Origin of the sequence: Streptomyces sp. DT2A-34, from assembly GCF_030499515.1 — a bacterium.
GTDB lineage: Bacteria > Actinomycetota > Actinomycetes > Streptomycetales > Streptomycetaceae > Streptomyces.
This window is the reverse complement of sequence record NZ_JASTWJ010000001.1, coordinates 2,567,987-2,585,816: the sequence shown is the minus strand read 5'-3', so window position 1 is coordinate 2,585,816 and position 17,830 is coordinate 2,567,987. Positions and strand designations below refer to the sequence as shown.

10 protein-coding genes are annotated in these 17,830 nt (G+C 70.4%); 7 read left to right on the top strand and 3 right to left on the bottom strand.

What is annotated here, in order from left to right; all coding sequences use genetic code 11:
* Positions 1-76 precede the first annotated feature (76 nt).
* Positions 77-2,914: a glycoside hydrolase family 3 C-terminal domain-containing protein gene (locus tag QQM39_RS11140; protein WP_301996540.1), complete on the bottom strand. Its 2,838-nt coding sequence runs from the start codon at positions 2,912-2,914 to the stop codon at positions 77-79.
* A 372-nt stretch (positions 2,915-3,286) separates the two neighbouring features.
* Here QQM39_RS11140 and QQM39_RS11135 point away from each other — a divergent pair, with 372 nt between their 5' ends.
* From QQM39_RS11135 to QQM39_RS11105, 7 genes are all read left to right on the top strand, one after another.
* Positions 3,287-4,981 carry an extracellular solute-binding protein gene (locus tag QQM39_RS11135; protein ID WP_301996539.1) on the top strand — a complete coding sequence of 565 codons (1,695 nt, stop codon included), beginning with the start codon at positions 3,287-3,289 and terminating at the stop codon, positions 4,979-4,981.
* A 26-nt stretch (positions 4,982-5,007) separates the two neighbouring features.
* Positions 5,008-6,051, top strand: a complete 1,044-nt coding sequence (locus tag QQM39_RS11130; protein WP_301996538.1) for a sugar ABC transporter permease — start codon at positions 5,008-5,010, stop codon at positions 6,049-6,051.
* Positions 6,048-6,983 carry a carbohydrate ABC transporter permease gene (locus tag QQM39_RS11125; RefSeq protein ID WP_301996537.1) on the top strand — a complete coding sequence of 312 codons (936 nt, stop codon included), beginning with the start codon at positions 6,048-6,050 and terminating at the stop codon, positions 6,981-6,983. The genes QQM39_RS11130 and QQM39_RS11125 overlap by 4 nt, the downstream gene beginning before the upstream one ends.
* A gap of 154 nt (positions 6,984-7,137) precedes the next feature.
* A complete protein-coding gene (locus QQM39_RS11120) occupies positions 7,138-9,363 on the top strand; it encodes a sialidase family protein (protein ID WP_301996536.1) in 2,226 nt (741 codons plus the stop codon).
* Entirely contained in the window at positions 9,363-11,381 is a 2,019-nt protein-coding gene (locus QQM39_RS11115) for a beta-galactosidase (protein ID WP_301996535.1), read from the top strand. Before QQM39_RS11120 ends, QQM39_RS11115 begins: the two co-directional genes overlap by 1 nt.
* The gene (locus QQM39_RS11110) at positions 11,378-13,603 is read left to right on the top strand and encodes a glycoside hydrolase N-terminal domain-containing protein (RefSeq protein ID WP_301996534.1); all 2,226 of its coding nucleotides are present in this window, start codon (positions 11,378-11,380) and stop codon (positions 13,601-13,603) included. The genes QQM39_RS11115 and QQM39_RS11110 overlap by 4 nt, the downstream gene beginning before the upstream one ends.
* Positions 13,604-13,642: 39 nt before the next feature.
* A complete protein-coding gene (locus QQM39_RS11105; RefSeq protein ID WP_301996533.1) occupies positions 13,643-14,356 on the top strand; it encodes a hypothetical protein in 714 nt (237 codons plus the stop codon).
* 36 nt (positions 14,357-14,392) lie between these two features.
* On the opposite strand, the gene QQM39_RS11100 is transcribed toward QQM39_RS11105, so the two are convergent.
* Positions 14,393-15,580, bottom strand: a complete 1,188-nt coding sequence (locus tag QQM39_RS11100) for a sulfotransferase (protein WP_301996532.1) — start codon at positions 15,578-15,580, stop codon at positions 14,393-14,395.
* A 108-nt stretch (positions 15,581-15,688) separates the two neighbouring features.
* The gene (locus QQM39_RS11095; RefSeq protein ID WP_301996531.1) at positions 15,689-17,740 is read right to left on the bottom strand and encodes a glycoside hydrolase family 31 protein; all 2,052 of its coding nucleotides are present in this window, start codon (positions 17,738-17,740) and stop codon (positions 15,689-15,691) included.
* Positions 17,741-17,830: the final 90 nt, after the last annotated feature.

Genomic DNA, 17,830 nt, shown 5'->3' with positions numbered 1-17,830 from the left:
AGGCTTTCCGAAAGGGGCCCGGCACCGATGCCTTCCGGTGCCGGGCCCCTTCTTTGCGTCGGCCTCTTCCGGACCCTCAACCGGAGAAGCCGACGTGCGCGAGCCGCACCGGGCCGCGCAGCCTGAGGTGGACGTCCCGGACGCCCTCGGCGATGATCTCGGCGCGCTGCGTCGAGTAGTCGTACGGGCTCCCGTCCGGCGCCTGGGACGTCAGTACGGCGAGCACCGCGCCCCCGTCCAGCGACACCTCGACCACGCCGTCGCCGGACACGGTCGCCGTCACCGCCGTGACGCCGCCTTCGAAGTCGCAGCCCCGGTAGACCAGTTCGCCCGACCTGCCCTGCGCCGGTGTCACCGCGTCACCCGACGCCTTCGTGCGGTCGACGATCGCCACGCCGCTCTGCTCGTCGAAGTCGGCCGCGTCCAGGCCGCGTCGGAGGACCGGACGCGGTGCGGGCGCCTCGCCGTCCAGGAGCACGGTCGTGCGCAGCCGGATGTCCTCGCTGGAGGCGCCGGCCAGGATCTCGTACGGGCCCGGCTCGCGGCGCCATCCGCCCCGCGCCACGTCCCAGAAGCCGAAGGACGACAAGGGGACTTCGAAGGTCAGCGTCGTCTGCTCGCCGGGCTCCAGCCGCACCCGGCTGTGCGCCACCAGCTCCCGTCGCGGGCGCGGCACCGTCGGTTCCACGGCACGGGTGTAGAGCTGGGCGACCTCGTCGGCCGGCACGTCACCGGTGTTGGTGACCGTGAAGGAGACGTGCAGCGTGTCGTCCGTCACGCGGATCTCCAGGCCGGCGTAGGAGAAGGTCGCGTAGGACAGGCCGTGGCCGAACGGGAACAGCGGGGTCCCCTCGAAGTACAGGTAGGTCTGGCGGCCGCCGATCACGTCGTAGTCGAGGAGGTCGGGCAGGTCGGCGTCGTCGGCGTACCAGGTCTGCGGGAGGCGGCCGGCGGGGGAGACGTCGCCGGCCAGGACGCGGGCGAGGGCGGTGCCGGCCGCCTGGCCGCCGTGGGACATCCAGAGGATCGCCGGGAGGGCGGCCGGGTCGACGGCGTAGGGGTACGCCGACACCAGCGCCAGCACCGTGTTCGGGTTGGCCGCGCGGGCGGCGCGCAGCAGGCGCTCCTGGTGGGCGGGGAGGGCGAGCGTCGTACGGTCCTCGGTCTCGCGGCCGTTGATGTGCGGGTCGTTGCCCGCGACCACCAGGACCACGTCCGCCTGCGAGGTGACCCTGGTCACTGCGTCCTCGCCGCTTTCGACGACGATGATCTCGAAGATTTCCGGATTCGCTTCGGCAACCCGCACGCCGTCGGCGGCGACTGAGACGTGGCGACCCGTGCCGAGATGCCGGAGGAGGTGTCCGTTCTCATGGGGTTCCAGGCGGAATGTCTCCTGGACGACCCAGCCTCCGGGCTGGTCGGCGGAGGCGCGGACCCGGCCGTCCTCGGCGACCGAGAGGTAGCGGCCGTCGGGGGCGCGCAGGGTCAGCACGTCCTGGCCCCAGTCGACGAGCGCGAACTCGGTGCCGGTCGGGTCGGTGGTGAGCGGCGGCAGGTCGGTGCGGCCGGCGAGCAGGGCCGGGTCGAGGGCGCCCTCGGCGCCGCGCACCTCGTCGTCGGCGTCCGCCTCGGGGACGTGCAGGAAGGTTCCGGCCGAGGTCTTCAGCAGGATGCGGTCGACGCCCTCCGCGAACTCCACCCGCTCCGCGCCGAACCGCTCGTACACGCCCTCCAGCGGGGTGGAGCGGTGGATGAGCGTGCCGCTGTACCAGTCGAGCTTGCACTCGTCGGCGAGCAGGCCGACCACGGCGAGCCGGGTGTCCGGGGCGAGCGGCAGCAGGCCGCCGCTGTTCTTGAGCAGGACGACCGACTGCTCGGCGGCCTCCTGGGCGAGCGCGCGGTGGGCCGGGGTGTCGAAGTCCCTGGTGAGCGCGTGCGGGTCGTACTCCGGGTCGAACTCGCCGAGGCGGAAGCGGACCGAGAGCTGGCGGCGGACCGCCGTGTCGATGTCCGACTCCGCCAGCAGGCCCTTGTCGAGGGCTCCGCGGACCCGTGCGGTGATCTTCGAGCCGTCGGTGCCGTGGTCGGTGAAGCTGTCGACGCCGGCGAGGATCGCGGCGGCCGTGGCCTCCTCGTGGGTGTCGAAGTAGTGCTCGGAGTCGACCAGGTTGGACGGCGCGCCCGCGTCCGAGCAGACCAGCAGGTCCTCGTCGGTCCAGGCCCGCAGGTGCTCGCGCAGATACGGCGAGACGTGGTTGGGGCGGCCGTTGACCAGGTTGTACGCCGGCATCACCCCGGCCGTCGCCCCGGCCTCGACCGTCTCGCGGAAGGCGCGCAGGTCGTACTCGTGCAGGACGCGCGGGCGCACCGAGGAGGAAGTGACGTCGCGGCCCGTCTCGTTGTTGTGGGCCAGCCAGTGCTTGAGGACGGGCGCGGTGCGCCAGTACGTCGGGTGGTCGCCGCGCAGGCCACGGGTGTAGGCGGTGGCGATGGCCGAGGTGAGCTTCGGATCCTCCGAGTAGCCCTCCTCGTTGCGGCCCCACAGGGGGTGACGCAGGAGGTTGACGGTGGGCGACCAGACGTTCAGCCCCACACGGTCGTCGCGGGCGCGCATCGCCCGGCTCTCCTTGGAGACGGCGTCGCCGACCCGTCGTACGAGATCCGTGTTCCAGGTCGCGCCGAGGCCGACGGCCTGGGGAAACACGGTGGCCGGACCCATCCACGCCACACCGTGCAGCGCCTCCTGGCCGGTGCGGAACGCGGCGATGCCGAGCCGCTCGACGGCCGGGGCGAACTGGTGCAGGAATCCGATCTTCTCGTCGAGCGTGAGCCGCGACAGGAGGTCGTCGATGCGCTTCGCGAACGGCAGTCGCTGATCACGGAAAGGCGGCGTAGGCGGCGTTTGTGCGGTCACGTGGGGATCCCCTTGCGGTGGAGCGGCGAGGCGCTTTCGAAGCGCTTCGATGCTCATTCGATCCGGGGGTGGGTGTCAAGACACCCCGGCGCAACAACTCCGACTCCTGACCGTTATTTCAAGCACTGCGTGAGAACGGGCGGATCCTGCGCGCCCCACAGGAATCTTGGAATCGACCCTTGTGCGCCCCCATGCCTTCACTTAACCTCGCAGCAACATCGAAGCGCTTCGACTACGAGGTCCGCCCGCTAAAGGAGTGCGCAGGCCTCGGCAGTGGCTCGAGGATCGCTTCAGCTCAGCCAGATCCACTTAAGACACCGCAGCCGACGGCCCACCGCCGGGTGTCCAGGTGCGCCATGAAGGGTTGACGCAATGACGCCGAACGCCGCCTCCGCCTCCTCCGGACCCAGCCGGAGAAGCTTCCTCGCCTCTACGGCGGTCGCCACCGCAGCGGTGGCGGGTGGGATGCCGTTGCTCTCCGCCTGCGGTGGGTCGGAGAGCGGGTCGCGGGAGGGTGCCACGTCGGGCAAGGACGCGAAGAAGATCCTTCCGACGTACGTGGCCAGCAACGTGGTGACGCCGGACATCCCGTCGAAGAACGGCTCGTCGATCGGCTTCACCCGCAAGCTGGACATTGCCGGCCTGAAGACGTCGGTGGAGAAGAAGCTCGGCAAGGGCGGCAAGGTCACCGTCATGTCGCCGTTCTGGGGCTCGCCTCCGAAGGGGAACAACCCCTACTACACGGCGATGAACGACCTGATCGGCGTCGACGTCCAGTGGCAGAACCAGGACGGCAACACCTACGACCAGAAGCTCGGCGCGGTCCTCGCCTCCAGCGACGTCCCGGACGTCGTGGTGGTCCCCGGCTGGAACATGGGCGGCAAGATACCCAGCGCCATCATCAGCAAGTTCGCCGACCTGGGCCCCTACCTCTCCGGGGACAAGGTCAAGGAGTACCCGAACCTCGCGGCGATCCCGACGGAGGCCTGGCAGCGCTCCATCTTCGGCGGTGCGCTGCGCGGCCTGCCCATGCCGGCCTCGTACGTCACCAACCTCGTGCCCCTGTACCGCCAGGACCTCTTCGAGAAGGAGGGGTACGAAGTCCCCAGGACCACCGACGAGTTCATGGCACTGGCCAAGGACATCACCAACGCCAAGGCCAAGGTGTGGGCGTGTGGCGACATGAAGTGGACCGCGTTCAACTCCTTCGGGGTGCTCTCGGGCTCGGAGAAGCCGCTCGGCTGGAACCTGGTCGACGGCAAGCTGATCTACCGCATCGAGACCGAGGAGTACCTCGAGGCGCTGGAATGGACGCGCAAGCTGTTCGAAGCCGGGGTCGTCCACCCCGACTTCAAGCTGGGCAAGAGCCAGGCCACCGACCCGCAGACCAAGTTCGCGGCCGGTGAGTTCCTGATGTACAACAACGACATCTCCAGCTGGTACGGCCTGACCGCCTCCCAGGCCACCCAGAACCCGGACCTCAAGGTCTCGGGCATGGACATCTTCGGCGCCGGTGGCAGCAAGCCGCTGCCGTGGGCCGTGCAGCCCGCCAACATCTTCGCCTTCATCAACAAGAATGCCTCCGAGTCCGTCATCCGCGACGCGCTGGCCGTCGCCAACGTGACCGCGGCACCGTACGGCACCAAGGAGCACATGCTCACCAACTACGGCGTCGAGGGCACCCACTACACCCTCAAGAACGGTGTCCCGGTCAAGACCGACAAGGGCAACAACGAGGTCACCAACGCCTACATCATGGTCGCCAGCCCCGCCTCGACCCTCGCCCACCCGGACTTCCCGGACGTCGCCAAGGCGCAGGTGGAGTGGCAGCAGCGGATGGGTGCCCTCACCAAGAAGTCGACCTTCTGGGGCATGCAGATCACCGAGCCTGCCCGGTACACGAACCTCTCCAACGACATGGAGCAGCTGGAGGACGACATCGTCCGCGGCCGCAAGAAGATCAGCGACATGCAGCAGTTCGTCTCGGAGTGGAAGAGCAAGGGCGGCGACAAGCTGCGCGACTGGTACAAGCAGATCCTCGACGAGAACGGCAACGCGGCCAACTGATCCGGGGCTGAGGCAAGGAGAAGGCCGTGTCCCACAGCACGGTGCCTCGGAGCAGTGCCGAGGCGAAGAGTAAGACCCCGCGTGACGAGACTCCGGTGGCGTCCGACGGTGCCACCGGATCGGCGGGGAAGCGCCCGTCGGGCAGGCTGAGCCTCAAGGTCAGGCTCAGACGCGACAGGCTGCTGCTTCTGATGACGCTGCCGGCCGTCGTGCTGGTCCTGCTCTTCAACTACGTACCGATCCTCGGCAACGTCGTCGCCTTCCAGGACTACGACCCGTACATCAGCGACAACGGCGTCGTCTCCATGCTGAACAGCCCCTTCGTGGGCATGGAGAACTTCCAGCGGATCTTCGAGGACTCGGCCTTCTGGAACGCCGTCCAGAACACCCTGATTCTGTTCATCCTCCAGCTCGTGCTGTTCTTCCCGATCCCGATCCTGCTCGCACTGCTCATCAACAGTGTGGTCAGGCCCCGGGTGCGGGCGGTCTCGCAGGCGATCCTCTACCTGCCGCACTTCTTCTCCTGGGTGCTGGTCATCGCCGTCTTCCAGCAGTTGTTCGGCGGCGCCGGGATCTTCTCCCAGCTGCTGCGGCAACACGGGTACGACGGCCTCGACTTCATGACCGACCCGAACACCTTCCCGCTGCTGATCACCGCGCAGAGCGTCTGGAAGGACGCCGGGTGGGGGATCATCGTCTTCCTCGCCGCGCTCGCCTCGGTGCCTCCCGACCTGTACGAGGCCGCCGCGATGGACGGCGCGGGCCGCTGGCGCCGTATGTGGCACGTCACCCTGCCCGCGCTGCGCCCGGTGATCGCCCTGTTGCTGGTGCTGCGCGTCGGTGACGCCCTCACTGTCGGCTTCGAACAGATCCTGCTGCAACGGGACATGGTGGGACCGGGTGCCGCGGAGGTCCTCGACACCTTCGTGTGGTGGAACGGTGTGCGCAACCAGGACTTCGGCTACGCGGCCGCGGCCGGCCTGGTCAAGGGCGTCGTCAGCCTCGGGCTGGTCCTCGCCGCGAACAAGGTGGCCCATCTCATGGGCGAGCAGGGGGTGTACAAGAAGTGACCGCCGTCATCGACAAGCCGGTGCGCGAACCCCGTCGGTGGGCGGCGCCACCCCGGCCGAGCTGGGAGGAAGCGCCCTCCCGGGCCGGCCTCGCCGGCAAGGGCCTCGCCCTGACGCTGGCCTGCCTCGGGATCCTCTTCCCGCTGTGGATCGTCGTCGTCACCAGCCTCTCGTCGCGCAAGACGATCGACGAGGCGGGTGGGCTGGTGATGGTGCCGAAGGACATCACCTTCATCGCCTACCAGGAACTGCTGAACGGGGGACAGGTCACCCGTGCGGCGATCATCAGCATCGTCGTCACTCTCGTCGGCACGGTGTTCTCCATGGCCGTGTCCGTGCTGTGTGCGTACGGGCTGTCCCGGACCGGGTCGCTGGGGCATCGCTGGATTCTGATGACACTGCTGGCGACGATGTTCTTCAGCGCCGGGCTCATTCCGACGTATCTGCTGGTGCAGACCCTGGGGCTGACGGATTCCTATCTGGCGCTGATCCTGCCGAGCGCGGTGTCCGTGTTCAACATCCTTGTGCTGCGCGGGTTCTTCATGGGGATTTCGCAGGAACTCGTCGACAGCGCGCGCATTGACGGCGCCGGGGACTTCCGGATTCTGTGGCAGATCGTCATGCCGTTGTCCCGAGCGGTGATCGCGGTGATCACCCTGTTCTATGCCGTCGGGTACTGGAGCGCCTGGTTCAACGCGTCGTTGTACTTGAACGACCAGGACATGATGCCGTTGCAGAACGTCATGATCCAGCTTGTGCAGAAGCAAGAGGCCCCGGTGGGACTGGGGCAGGCCATCAAGACGGGGCAGCTTTCGGGTCTGGCTGTACAGATGGCGGTCATGGTGATGGCTCTGCTGCCGGTGGCTGTGTTGTCGCCCTTCGTCCAGAAGCACTTCAAGAAGGGCATGCTCACCGGGGCCGTCAAGGGCTGATTGGCGCCTTTTCAACGGGGTGCATCGGTCGGATCGCGGCTGCGGGTTGTTCGTGGCTGGTCGCGCCCACGCGGCGGAGCCGCATATCGACACAGCCCCGCGCCCCTCAGGTGCGCTCCACTCCCCTTCCATTCAGAACAACGAGGTATGTGTCATGCACGCGTCCCGCCCCAGCAGACGAACCGTCCTCGCCGGCACCGCGGCCGCCGCCGCGCTCACCACCCTCCCGTCCCTCACAGCGCACGCCTCCGCCGCCGAGCCCTCTGCCGCCGCCGGCCAGGCGTACCGCTGGCGCACCGCCGTCATGGGCGGCACCGGTTTCGTCACCGGCGTCCTGTTCCACCCCTCCGTCCGCGGCCTCGCCTACGCCCGTACGGACATCGGGGGCGCCTACCGCTGGGACGACCGCACCGCGAACTGGGTCCCGCTGACCGACCACCTCGGCTGGGACGACTGGAACCTCCTCGGCGTCGAGGCCATGGCCGTCGACCCGGCCCACCCCAACCGCCTCTACCTCGCCCTCGGCACCTACGCCCAGTCGTGGGCCTCCAACGGCGCCGTCCTGCGCTCCGACGACCGCGGCGCCACCTGGTCCCGCACCGACCTCACCGTGAAGCTCGGCGGCAATGAGGACGGCCGGGGTACGGGTGAGCGGCTGCTCGTCGATCCGAGGGACGGCAACACGCTGTGGCTGGGCACCCGGCACGACGGGCTGCTGAAGTCCACCGACCGAGGGGCCACTTGGGCCGCCGCCTCCGGTTTCCCGGGCACCCCGAGCGCGAGCGGCCAGGGCGTCACCCTCCTCGTCGCCGCCGGACGCACCCTCTACGCAGGGTGGGGCGACGGCGACGGCACCTCGGGGACGAAGAACCTGTACCGGACCAGCGACGGCACCACCTGGGAAGCCGTCCCCGGCCAGCCCACCGGCACCGCCGCCAAGGTCCCGATCCGCGCCGCCTACGACCGGGGCACCAGCCACCTGTACGTGACGTATGCCAACGCGCCCGGCCCCAACGGCCAGTCCGACGGCAGCGTGCACAAGCTGTGCACCCTCAACGGCAAGTGGACCGAGGTCACGCCCGTGAAGCCGGGCGGGACCACGGCCGACGGGTCCGCCGACGACTTCGGCTACGGCGGTGTCGCCGTCGACGCCCGTCGGCCCGGCACGCTCGTCGTCTCCACCAACAACCGCTGGGCGGCGGTCGACACGGTGTACCGCAGCACCGACGGCGGCCGCACCTGGACGTCCCTGAAGGACACGGCCGTCCTCGACGTCTCCGAGACCCCCTACCTCAAGTGGGGTAACGACAAGCCCAAGTTCGGCTGGTGGATCCAGGCCGTCGCCCTCGACCCGTACGACTCCCGGCACATCGTCTACGGCACCGGCGCGACCCTCTACGGCACCCGGGACCTGAAGAACTGGGCCCCGCAGATCCGCGGCCTGGAGGAGACATCGGTGCGCCAGCTGATCTCGCCGCCGGTCGGCGAGGCGCATCTGATCAGCGGCAACGGGGACATCGGCGTGATGTACCACGAGTCGCTCACGGCCTCCCCCTCGCGCGGCATGGCGTCGAACCCCGTGTTCGGGTCGGCGACGGGACTCGCCCAGGCCGCGGCCAGGCCGGCGTATGTCGTCCGGGCCGGCTGGGGCGACAACGGCAACGGCGCCTACTCGAACGACGGCGGGCAGACCTGGGCGCCCTTCGCGGCCCAGCCCTCCATCGCCAAGGACGCACCGGGGCCGATCGCCACCAATGCCGACGGCAGCGTGCTGCTGTGGGTCTTCGTGCACTGGGACGGCACCAAGTACCCGGCCTACCGCTCGGCGGACAACGGTGCCACCTGGTCCGAGGTCTCCTCCTTCCCGAAGGGCGCCACGCCGGTCGCCGACCCGGCCGACCCGACGCGCTTCTACGCGTACGACACCGACACCGGAACGCTGCTCGCCAGCACTGACAGTGGCCGTACCTTCACCGCCCGGGCGAGCGGACTGCCCTCCGGTGACAGCCAGTTCGAGCTGGTCGCGGCGCCCGGGCGCTCCGGGGACCTCTGGCTCTCCACCAAGGGGAACGGGCTCTACCGGTCCACCGACGGCGGGGCCGGCTTCTCGAAGGTCGCCAGCTGCTGGGCCTCGTACACCCTCGGCTTCGGCAAGGCCGCCGACGGCGCCGACTACCCGGCGATCTACATGGTCGGCTCCACCGAGACGATCACCGCCGTCCACCGCTCGGACGACGAGGCGAAGACCTGGGTGCGGATCAACGACGACCAGCACCAGTGGGGCTGGACCGGCGAGACGATCACCGGCGACCCGCGCGTCCATGGCCGTGTCTACCTGGCCACCAACGGGCGCGGCGTGCAGTACGGGGAGCCGGTCTGATGCCGGAGCGCAACGAACTCGCGGGGAAGGGCCCCTCTGGCCCCTCCCTGTCCGACGCCACCCGTGGCCGCATCCTCTTCGGCGGCGACTACAACCCCGAGCAGTGGCCCGAGGAGACCTGGCACGAGGACGTCCGGCTGATGAAGGACGCCGGGGTCAACTCGGTCACCCTCGGCGTCTTCTCCTGGGCGAAGCTCGAACCCCGGCCCGGGGAGCGGGAGTTCGGGTGGCTGGACCGGCTGATGGACCTGATGCACGAGAACGGCATCGGGGTCGTCCTCGCCACCCCGACCTCCTCGCCCCCGCCGTGGATGGGACGTCTGCACCCCGAGACGCTCCCGCGCGACGAGGACGGCCGGACCGAGTGGTGGGGCTCCCGCCAGCACTTCTCGCACTCCAGCGCCACCTACCGCCGCTACGCCGCCGCCATCACCGAGGACCTCGCCGCCCGCTACGGCGGCCACCCGGCCCTGCGGATGTGGCACATCAACAACGAGTACTGCACCTATGACTGGGGCGACGAGGCCGAGGCCGCCTTCCGCCGCTGGCTGCGGGAGAAGTACGGCACCCTCGACGCCCTCAACGAGGCCTGGGGGACCGCCTTCTGGAGCCAGGGCTACGGCGACTGGTACGAGGTCCTGCCGCCGCGCCGGGCGCACTACATGAAGAACCCCGGCCAGGTTCTCGACTTCAAGCGGTTCACCTCCGACGCGCTGCTGGAGTGCTACCTCGCCGAGCGCGACATCGTCGCCCGGCACACCCCGCACATCCCGGTGACGACCAACTTCATGCCGTTCTGGCAGGGGCAGGACGCGTGGGTCTGGGCCGAGCGGGAGGACGTCGTCTCCGTCGACATCTATCCGGATCCGCGTGATCCGTTCGGCGGGCAGTACGGGGCGCTGGTGCATGACATGACGCGTTCGCAGGCCCGCGGCGGCCCCTGGATGGTCATGGAGCAGGCCGCCGGGCCGGTCAACTGGCGCGGGGTCAACCATCCCAAGCCCGCCGGCCTCAACCGCCTCTGGTCCCTCCAGGCCGTGGCCCGCGGCGCCGACGCCGTCTGCTACTTCCAGTGGCGGCAGTCCCGGCAGGGCTCGGAGAAGTTCCACTCCGGGATGGTCAGCCACGCGGGGGAGCAGGGCCGTACCTTCCAGGAGGTCAAGCGGATCGGCGCCGAACTCGCCCTGCTGAGCGAGAAGGTGGCCGACAGCCGCGTCGAGGCCGCCGAGGTCGCCGTACTCCTCGACTGGAACGCCTGGTGGGCGAGCCAGCAGGACGGGCGGCTGTCTACCGAGGTCGACCACCCGCAGGTGGTCCGGGCCTGGCACCGCGCCCTGTGGGAGGCGCAGACCGTCGCGGACTTCGCCCACCCCGAGCACGACCTGTCCGCGTACAAGCTGGTCGTCGTCCCGCAGCTGTACCTGATGACGGACGCGGCCATCGACCGCCTCGTCGCCTACGTCGAGGGCGGCGGCACCCTCGTCGCCGGCTTCCAGACCGGCGTCGCCGACGAGGACGACCGGGTGCGCGCGGGTGGCATGGACGCCCGTCTTCGCGACCTCTTCGGCATCCGCGTCCTGCACGAGTGGTGGCCGCTCGACGCGGGCGAGAAGGCCGACGTCGAGGGCTTCCACGGCACCCTGTGGTCCGAGGAGATCGAGGCGGCGGACGACGTGGACGCCGTGACGCCCTACAAGGGCGGCGAGCTGGACGGGCTGCCGGCCGTCCTGCGCAAGGGCCGTGCCTGGTACGTCTCCACCCTCCCCGAGCCGCACGCCCTGCGCACCCTGCTCGCCGACATCGCCGCCGGCGCGGGCGTACGGCCGACCCTCACCGGGCTCCCGGCCGGCGTGGAGGCGGTCCGCCGGGGCGGGCTGCTGTTCCTGCTCAACCACGGGCGCGACGGCGTCACCGTGCCGGTGCCCGGCCGCCACCGCGACCTGCTGACCGGCGCGGACGTCACCGACGGGGTGGAGCTGGGGCGGTACGGCGTGGCCGTGCTGGAGGCCGCCTCATGAGCGGACCGGTACACGGCATCTGGGACCCCACCCCCGCCGCCCGCTGGGAGGACGCCTTCCTGAGCGGGAACGGCCGACACGGCGTCATGGTGTTCGGAGATCCGAACGCCGACCGGATCATCGTCAACCACCACACCCTGGTCCGCCCCAACGGCAGCGAACACGCCCGCCCACCGGCCCTCGCCGCCGAACTCCCGCAGCTCCAGGACCGGTTGCTCGCCGGAGACGTCATGGCGGCCGAGCGGTTCACCGACGGGCGGGAGCTGCAGTGGGTGCAGCCCTTCCATCCCGCCTTCCAGATACGGCTGCGTCGTCCGGTCGCAGAGGAGCGCGAGAACCGCGAGGACTACCGCCGCGAGGTCGACTTCGCCACCGGCGTCTGCACCGCCATGCGGGGCGGCTGGCGGAGCCAGGTCTTCGTCTCGCGCGCCGACGACGTCATCGTCCAGTACGTCACCGAGCCCGGCCTCACCGCCGACGTCACCCTGGACCCTCAACTGCCCGGCGCACCCTATGGCTTGGCCGTCGGACACAGCGCAGTCCTCACCCCCGACGGCGCGCTCCTCACCCTCCGCGTCCGCTACCCCGGCAGCGACCGCGCGTACACGGGCGTCACCCTCGCCCTGGTCACCGGCGGCAGCACCCGCACCTCCCTGCCCGGCATCCGCGTCGAGGGTGCCCGCTCGCTGCTCCTCCTCACCCGGGTCCAGCGGCACACCGGCGAGCTGGACGCCCTCGCCGAGGCGCGAGCGCTGCGCGCCCTGCTCCCCGACGGCGACGAGGACCCGTACGACCGCCTCCTCGCCCGCCACACCGCCCTGCACCGCCCGGCCTACCTCCGCGCAGGCCTCGACCTCGGCGCCGACGACGCCGAACGCGCCCTTCCCGGCTCGGAGTTGGCCAGCAGCCCGAAGAGCCCCGCCCTCCTGGAACGCCTCTTCGCGGCCGGCCGCTACCACCTCCTGTCCGCCGCCGGAATGCTGCCGCCCCGGCTCACCGGCCTGTGGACCGGCGACTGGAACACGGCGTGGTCGGGCGCGTTCACCACCGACGCCAACCTCAACCTCCAGACCGCGTCGGCCGCCGCGGCCGCGCTCCCGGAGGTCACGGAGGCCCACGCCGCCCTCATCCACGGCCAGTTGGACCACTGGCGCGACAACGCCCGCACGATCTTCGGCACCCGGGGCGTCGTGGCCCCCGCCCACACCGACGGCGAGTCCGGGCACCTCTACCACTTCAGCCGCGAATACCCCCTGCACCTGTGGACCGCGGGCGCCGACTGGCTCCTCAAGCCCCTCGTCGACCACGACGAGACACGCGGCGACCGCGATTCGCGCACCGCCGCCGTTCTCGCCGAAGCGGCCCGGTTCTACGAGGACTTCCTCACCCGGAGCGACGACGACGGCCATGTGGTCGTCGTCCCCTCCTACTCACCCGAGAACCGCCCGGCGAACGCGAGCTGGGTCACCCTCAACGCCGCCATGGACCTCTCGGCGGCCCGGCACGCCCTGCTCACGGCGGCCGACTACCACCCGGACACCCCGGACGCCGACCGCTGGCGCACCCTCGCCGACCGCCTCCCGCCCCACCGGATCAACGAGGACGGCGCCCTCGCCGAATGGGCCTGGCCCGGCCTGGCGGACACCTACGACCACCGCCACCTCAGCCACCTCTACGGCGTCTGGCCGCTCGACGAGATCACCCCGTACGACACCCCCGCCCTCGCGGCGGCCGCCCACCGCGCCCTCGAACTGCGCGGCGCCGAGAACGACTCGGCGCACGGCCACCTCCACCACGCCCTGATCGCGGCCCGCCTCAGGGACGCCGCCCGGGTCGCCCACGCCCTCGACCAGGTGCTGGGCGGCGACTTCTTCCACGCCTCCCTGATGAGCGCGCACTACCCGAAGCGCGACGTCTACAACGCGGACGCCGCGCACACCCTGCCCGCCGTACTGATCGAGATGCTGGTGCAGTCGACCCCGGACCGGCTGGTCCTGCTGCCCGCGCTGCCGCCGACGCTCCCGCAGGGCCGCCTCCGGGGCGTACGGACGCGGTTCGGCGCGGAGGTCGACCTGACCTGGACGCCCGACGGGGCGACCGCCGTCCTGAGACCGTCTCGCACCGTCCGCATCGAACTCCGGACTTCCTCCGGCGACGGCGATGTACGACCGCTCGACCTCGTCGCCGGAGAAGACCACGTCCTCACCTTGGGGGCGTGGTAACTCCCCCCGCAATTCCCCCCACCCATGGAAAGGGACACCATGGCAAAGACAGCTCTGCGCAAGATCACCACGGCCGTGCTGGCCCCGGCGATGGCCCTCGGTGCCGTCGTCGGTCTCGCCTCCGCCCCCGCCTCGGCCGCGGTCTGGAACTCCTGCGACCAGTGGGGCAACACCAGCCTGAACGGCTACACGCTCTACAACAACATCTGGGGCTCCGGCGCCGGCAGCCAGTGCGTATGGGCCAACTCCGGCACCAACTGGGGTGTCTGGGCCAACCACCCCAACACCGGCGGCATCAAGTCCTACCCCAACTCCAAGAAGGTGATCAACAAGACGATCGCCTCCCTCGGCTCGCTCACCAGCAGCTACAACGTCAGCGTCCCGTCGTCCGGCGCGTACAACACGTCGTACGACATCTGGGACACCGACTACGACTACGAGATCATGCTCTGGGTCAACTACAACGGGGCCGTCGGCCCGCTCGGCACCTCGCAGGGCAACGTCACGCTCGGCGGCCACACCTGGACCGTCTACAAGGGCACCAACGGCGTCAACGAGGTCTTCTCGTTCCTGCGGACGTCCGACTCCTCCTCCGGCACCGTGAACATCAAGCCCATCCTCAGCTGGATCGCGGGCAAGGGCTGGATGTCCAGCAACGAGACCATCGGTGACGTCCAGTTCGGCTACGAGATCACCTCGTCGTCCGGCGGTCTGGACTTCACCACCAACAACCTGACCGTCAGCAGCAGCTGACGTCTCATCAGGGCCGGGGTCGGTCCGCGTCCGTTCTCAGGCGCGGTCGACCTCGGCCCGCAGCGCGTTGTAGTCGGCGAAGGCGGACTCCACGTCGGCGCGGGTCAGGCCGTAGCGGGCCAGGTCGTAGCGGTGCGGGCGGGTGCCCTTCGGGCGGGCCACGGCCCCGGGGAGCCGGGTGGCCTCGGCGTCGGTCCAGCGGGCGCCGATCGCGTCGTACAGCTTGGGGGCGCCCGTGGCCGGCTCGGAGGCGAGCCAGGCGTACGGGGCGTCCACCAGGGCGTGGGGCGGGATGGCGGCGCGGGCCGCGAGGCCGCGCGTCATGGCGTGGCTCAGCAGGTCGAGCCAGAGGGTGCCGATGCGGTGCAGGTCCAGGGGGCGGGTGCTGACGGCCATGCCGTGCTCGACCAGACTGCAGAAGGAGGCCACGACGGTCACCGGGTCGCGGTGGCACCACACGATCGTGGCGTCCGGGAAGACCGTGCGCAGCGCGTCGAGGTTGCCCAGGTGCATGGGTGACTTGAGGACCCAGCGGCGGCGCGGGCGGCCGTACTGCAGGACCTGGAACACCTGCTTGAGATACCGGTAGTCGTCGACGAACTCCCGCTCGCGGTACCACGCCGCGTACTCGGGGATCACCGCCTGCGACAGCGGCATCAGGGCGTGCGGCAGGGCGAAGGTGCACTCCTCCGGGCCCTCGGCGGCCATCGCGTGGATGTCGCGGAAGCGCGGCGCGAACAGGTTGGTGCCCTGGACCAGACGACGCCCCGCCGTGACCGCCTTGCGGCGCTGCCGGGGCGGCAACTCCAGGTCGGGTGTGAGCAGTTCCCACAGCAGCGGGCCTCGGTGCTCGGCCGAGAGCGACAGGACGGCGTGCGTGACGGTGGTCGCGGTGCGCGGCAGGCCCACGACGAACACCGGCTTCTCGATCGGCTCCCGCTCGATCCCGGGATGCTCGGCGATCAACCGCCGTACGCGGGCCCGGTTGGTGAGATGCCGGCGCACGAAGACCTGCGCGGACTGCCAGCCGACCGGGGTGAGGTTCTCGGCCTTCGCCCACCAGCCCAGCAGCGACCGGAAGTCGTCCACGAACTGCCGGTCTCCCGGAGACTCCCCGGCCTCCACCGCGATCCGGTCGAAGACCCGCTCGTGCCCGTGACGGGAGCCGAAGGTCGGACGCAGCAGCAGATCGGCCAGGGTGAGGGCTATCGGAGACGTGGACACGCGGCGACTCTATCCCGCCTAACTCACTTGCACGAGCGGCGAGTTGGTCGACCTGTCGAGGGAGTGACCGGAAGACCTCCACCCCCCCGGCCACCCCCTCCGACACGGCTACTCCGCTACAGGCAGCCGTGCCCCGTCCCGCAGGAACAGCGGGATGCGGTCCAGCGGGGCGTCGACCGTCACGGTCGTACCGCCCTCGTACGTCTCCCCGGTCCACGCGTCCGTCCAGCGCGCCCCCGCCGGGAGGTACACCGTCCGGGCCGTCGCGCCCGCCGTCAGCACCGGCGCGACGAGCAGGTCGTGGCCGAACAGGTACGAGTCGTCGACCGACCAGGCCGCCTGGTCCTCGGGGAACTCCAGGAACAGCGGGCGCATCACCGGCAGGCCCTCCTCGTGGGCCTCGCGCATGACCTGCAGGACATACGGCTTCATGCGCTCGCGCAGCCGCAGGTACTGCTCCAGGATGGCGCCGGCCTCCTCGCCGTACGACCACACCTCGTTCGGGCCGCCGGTCATCTGCGGGCCCAGCGGCATGCCCGGGTCGCGGAAGCCGTGCAGTCGCATCAGCGGGGACAGCGCGCCGAACTGGAACCAGCGGACCATCACCTCGCGGTACGCCGGGTCGTCCGGGTCGCCGCCGTGGAAGCCGCCGATGTCGGTGTTCCACCAGGGGATGCCGGACAGCGCGGTGTTGAGGCCGGCGGCGATCTGGCGGCGCAGGGTCGGGAAGTCGGTGCCGATGTCACCGGACCACAGGGCGGCGCCGTAGCGCTGACTGCCCGCCCACGCCGAGCGGTTGAGGGTGATGATCTCGTCCTCGCCGGTCGCGCGCAGGCCCTCGTAGAAGGTGCGGGCGTTCTCGGCGGGGTAGATGTTGCCGACCTCCAGGCCCGGGCCCGTCCAGTAGCGCAGGTTCTCCTGGAAGCCCGGCTTCAGCTCCGGCTCGCAGGCGTCCAGCCAGAAGGCCGTGATGCCGTACGGGTCGAGGTAGTTCTGCTTGACCTTGGACCACACGAACTCGCGGGCCTCGGGGTTGGTGGCGTCGTAGAAGGCCACCTGGACCGTCGACGCCACCTCCTTGTCGGGCCAGTCGGCGTGTGCCATCGGGCCGTACTGGGTGCCGATGAAGTAGCCGCGCTGCTCCATGACCGGGTGGTTCTCGGAGAGGGGGGAGACCGAAGGCCAGACACTGACCACCAGCTTGATGCCGAGCTCGTCCAGCTCGCGCACCATCGCCGCCGGGTCCGGCCACTCCTTCGGGTCGAACTTCCACTCGCCCAGGTGGGTCCAGTGGAAGAAGTCGCAGACGATGACGTCGATGGGCAGACCGCGGCGCTTGTACTCCCGCGCGACGGAGAGGAGTTCGTCCTGCGTGCGGTAGCGCAGCTTGCACTGCCAGAAGCCCGCCGCCCACTCCGGCAGCATGGGCGTACGGCCGGTCACCGCGCTGTAGCGGCGCTGGCCGTCGGCCGGAGTGCCCGCGGTGATCCAGTAGTCGATCTGGCGGGCGGAGTCGGCCACCCACCGGGTGCCGTTGTGCGCGAGCTCCACGCGGCCGATCGCCGGGTTGTTCCACAGCAGGGTGTAGCCACGGCTGGAGGCCAGCACCGGGATGCCGACCTCGGCGTTGCGCTGGACCAGGTCCAGGACCAGGCCCTTCTGGTCGAGGCGGCCGTGCTGGTGCTGGCCGAGGCCGTACAGCTTCTCGTCGTCGTACGCGGCGAAGCGCTGCTCCAGGCGGTGGTAGCCGTTGCCGACGGCGGTGTAGAGCCGCGAGCCCGGCCACCAGAAGTGGGCGCGCTCCTCGGCGAGCACCTCGGTGCCGTCCTCGGTGCGCAGGAAGCGGATCAGGCCCTCGGCGTCGACCTCGACGGTCAGCGCGCCGACGGTCAGCACCCCCAGCCCGTCCTCGATCTTGACCGTCGACTCGGTCGCCGGGGCGGACTCCAGGAGCGCGCCGGGCAGTCCGTCGAGGATGGGGCCGCCGAGCCGGGCACGCACCCGGACCGCGTCCGGACCCCACGGCTCGACGCGCAGCGTCTCCTGGCGGCCGCTCCACTCCAGCGCACCGTCCCGCTCACGGAACGTGCCGACGGTCGGGGACGACTGCGCGAGGCTGACCGTGCCTGGCTGAGGCTGGTTGTCGGCAGACTGATTCACGAGAGGCGCTCCTGAAGAGGGCGGCGGGGGCAGACATGGGGGTGCCCGGTAAGGGCTCGGTGCGGAAAGGAGGCGGGAGAACGGGGGTGG

Excerpts from the sequence above, each read along its gene's own strand:
- QQM39_RS11135 (WP_301996539.1), top strand. The coding sequence starts at position 3,287 with ATGACGCCGAACGCCGCCTCCGCCTCCTCCGGACCCAGCCGGAGAAGC.
- QQM39_RS11120 (WP_301996536.1), top strand. The coding sequence starts at position 7,138 with ATGCACGCGTCCCGCCCCAGCAGACGAACCGTCCTCGCCGGCACCGCG.
- QQM39_RS11115 (WP_301996535.1), top strand. The coding sequence starts at position 9,363 with ATGCCGGAGCGCAACGAACTCGCGGGGAAGGGCCCCTCTGGCCCCTCC.
- QQM39_RS11110 (WP_301996534.1), top strand. The coding sequence starts at position 11,378 with ATGAGCGGACCGGTACACGGCATCTGGGACCCCACCCCCGCCGCCCGC.
- QQM39_RS11105 (WP_301996533.1), top strand. The coding sequence starts at position 13,643 with ATGGCAAAGACAGCTCTGCGCAAGATCACCACGGCCGTGCTGGCCCCG.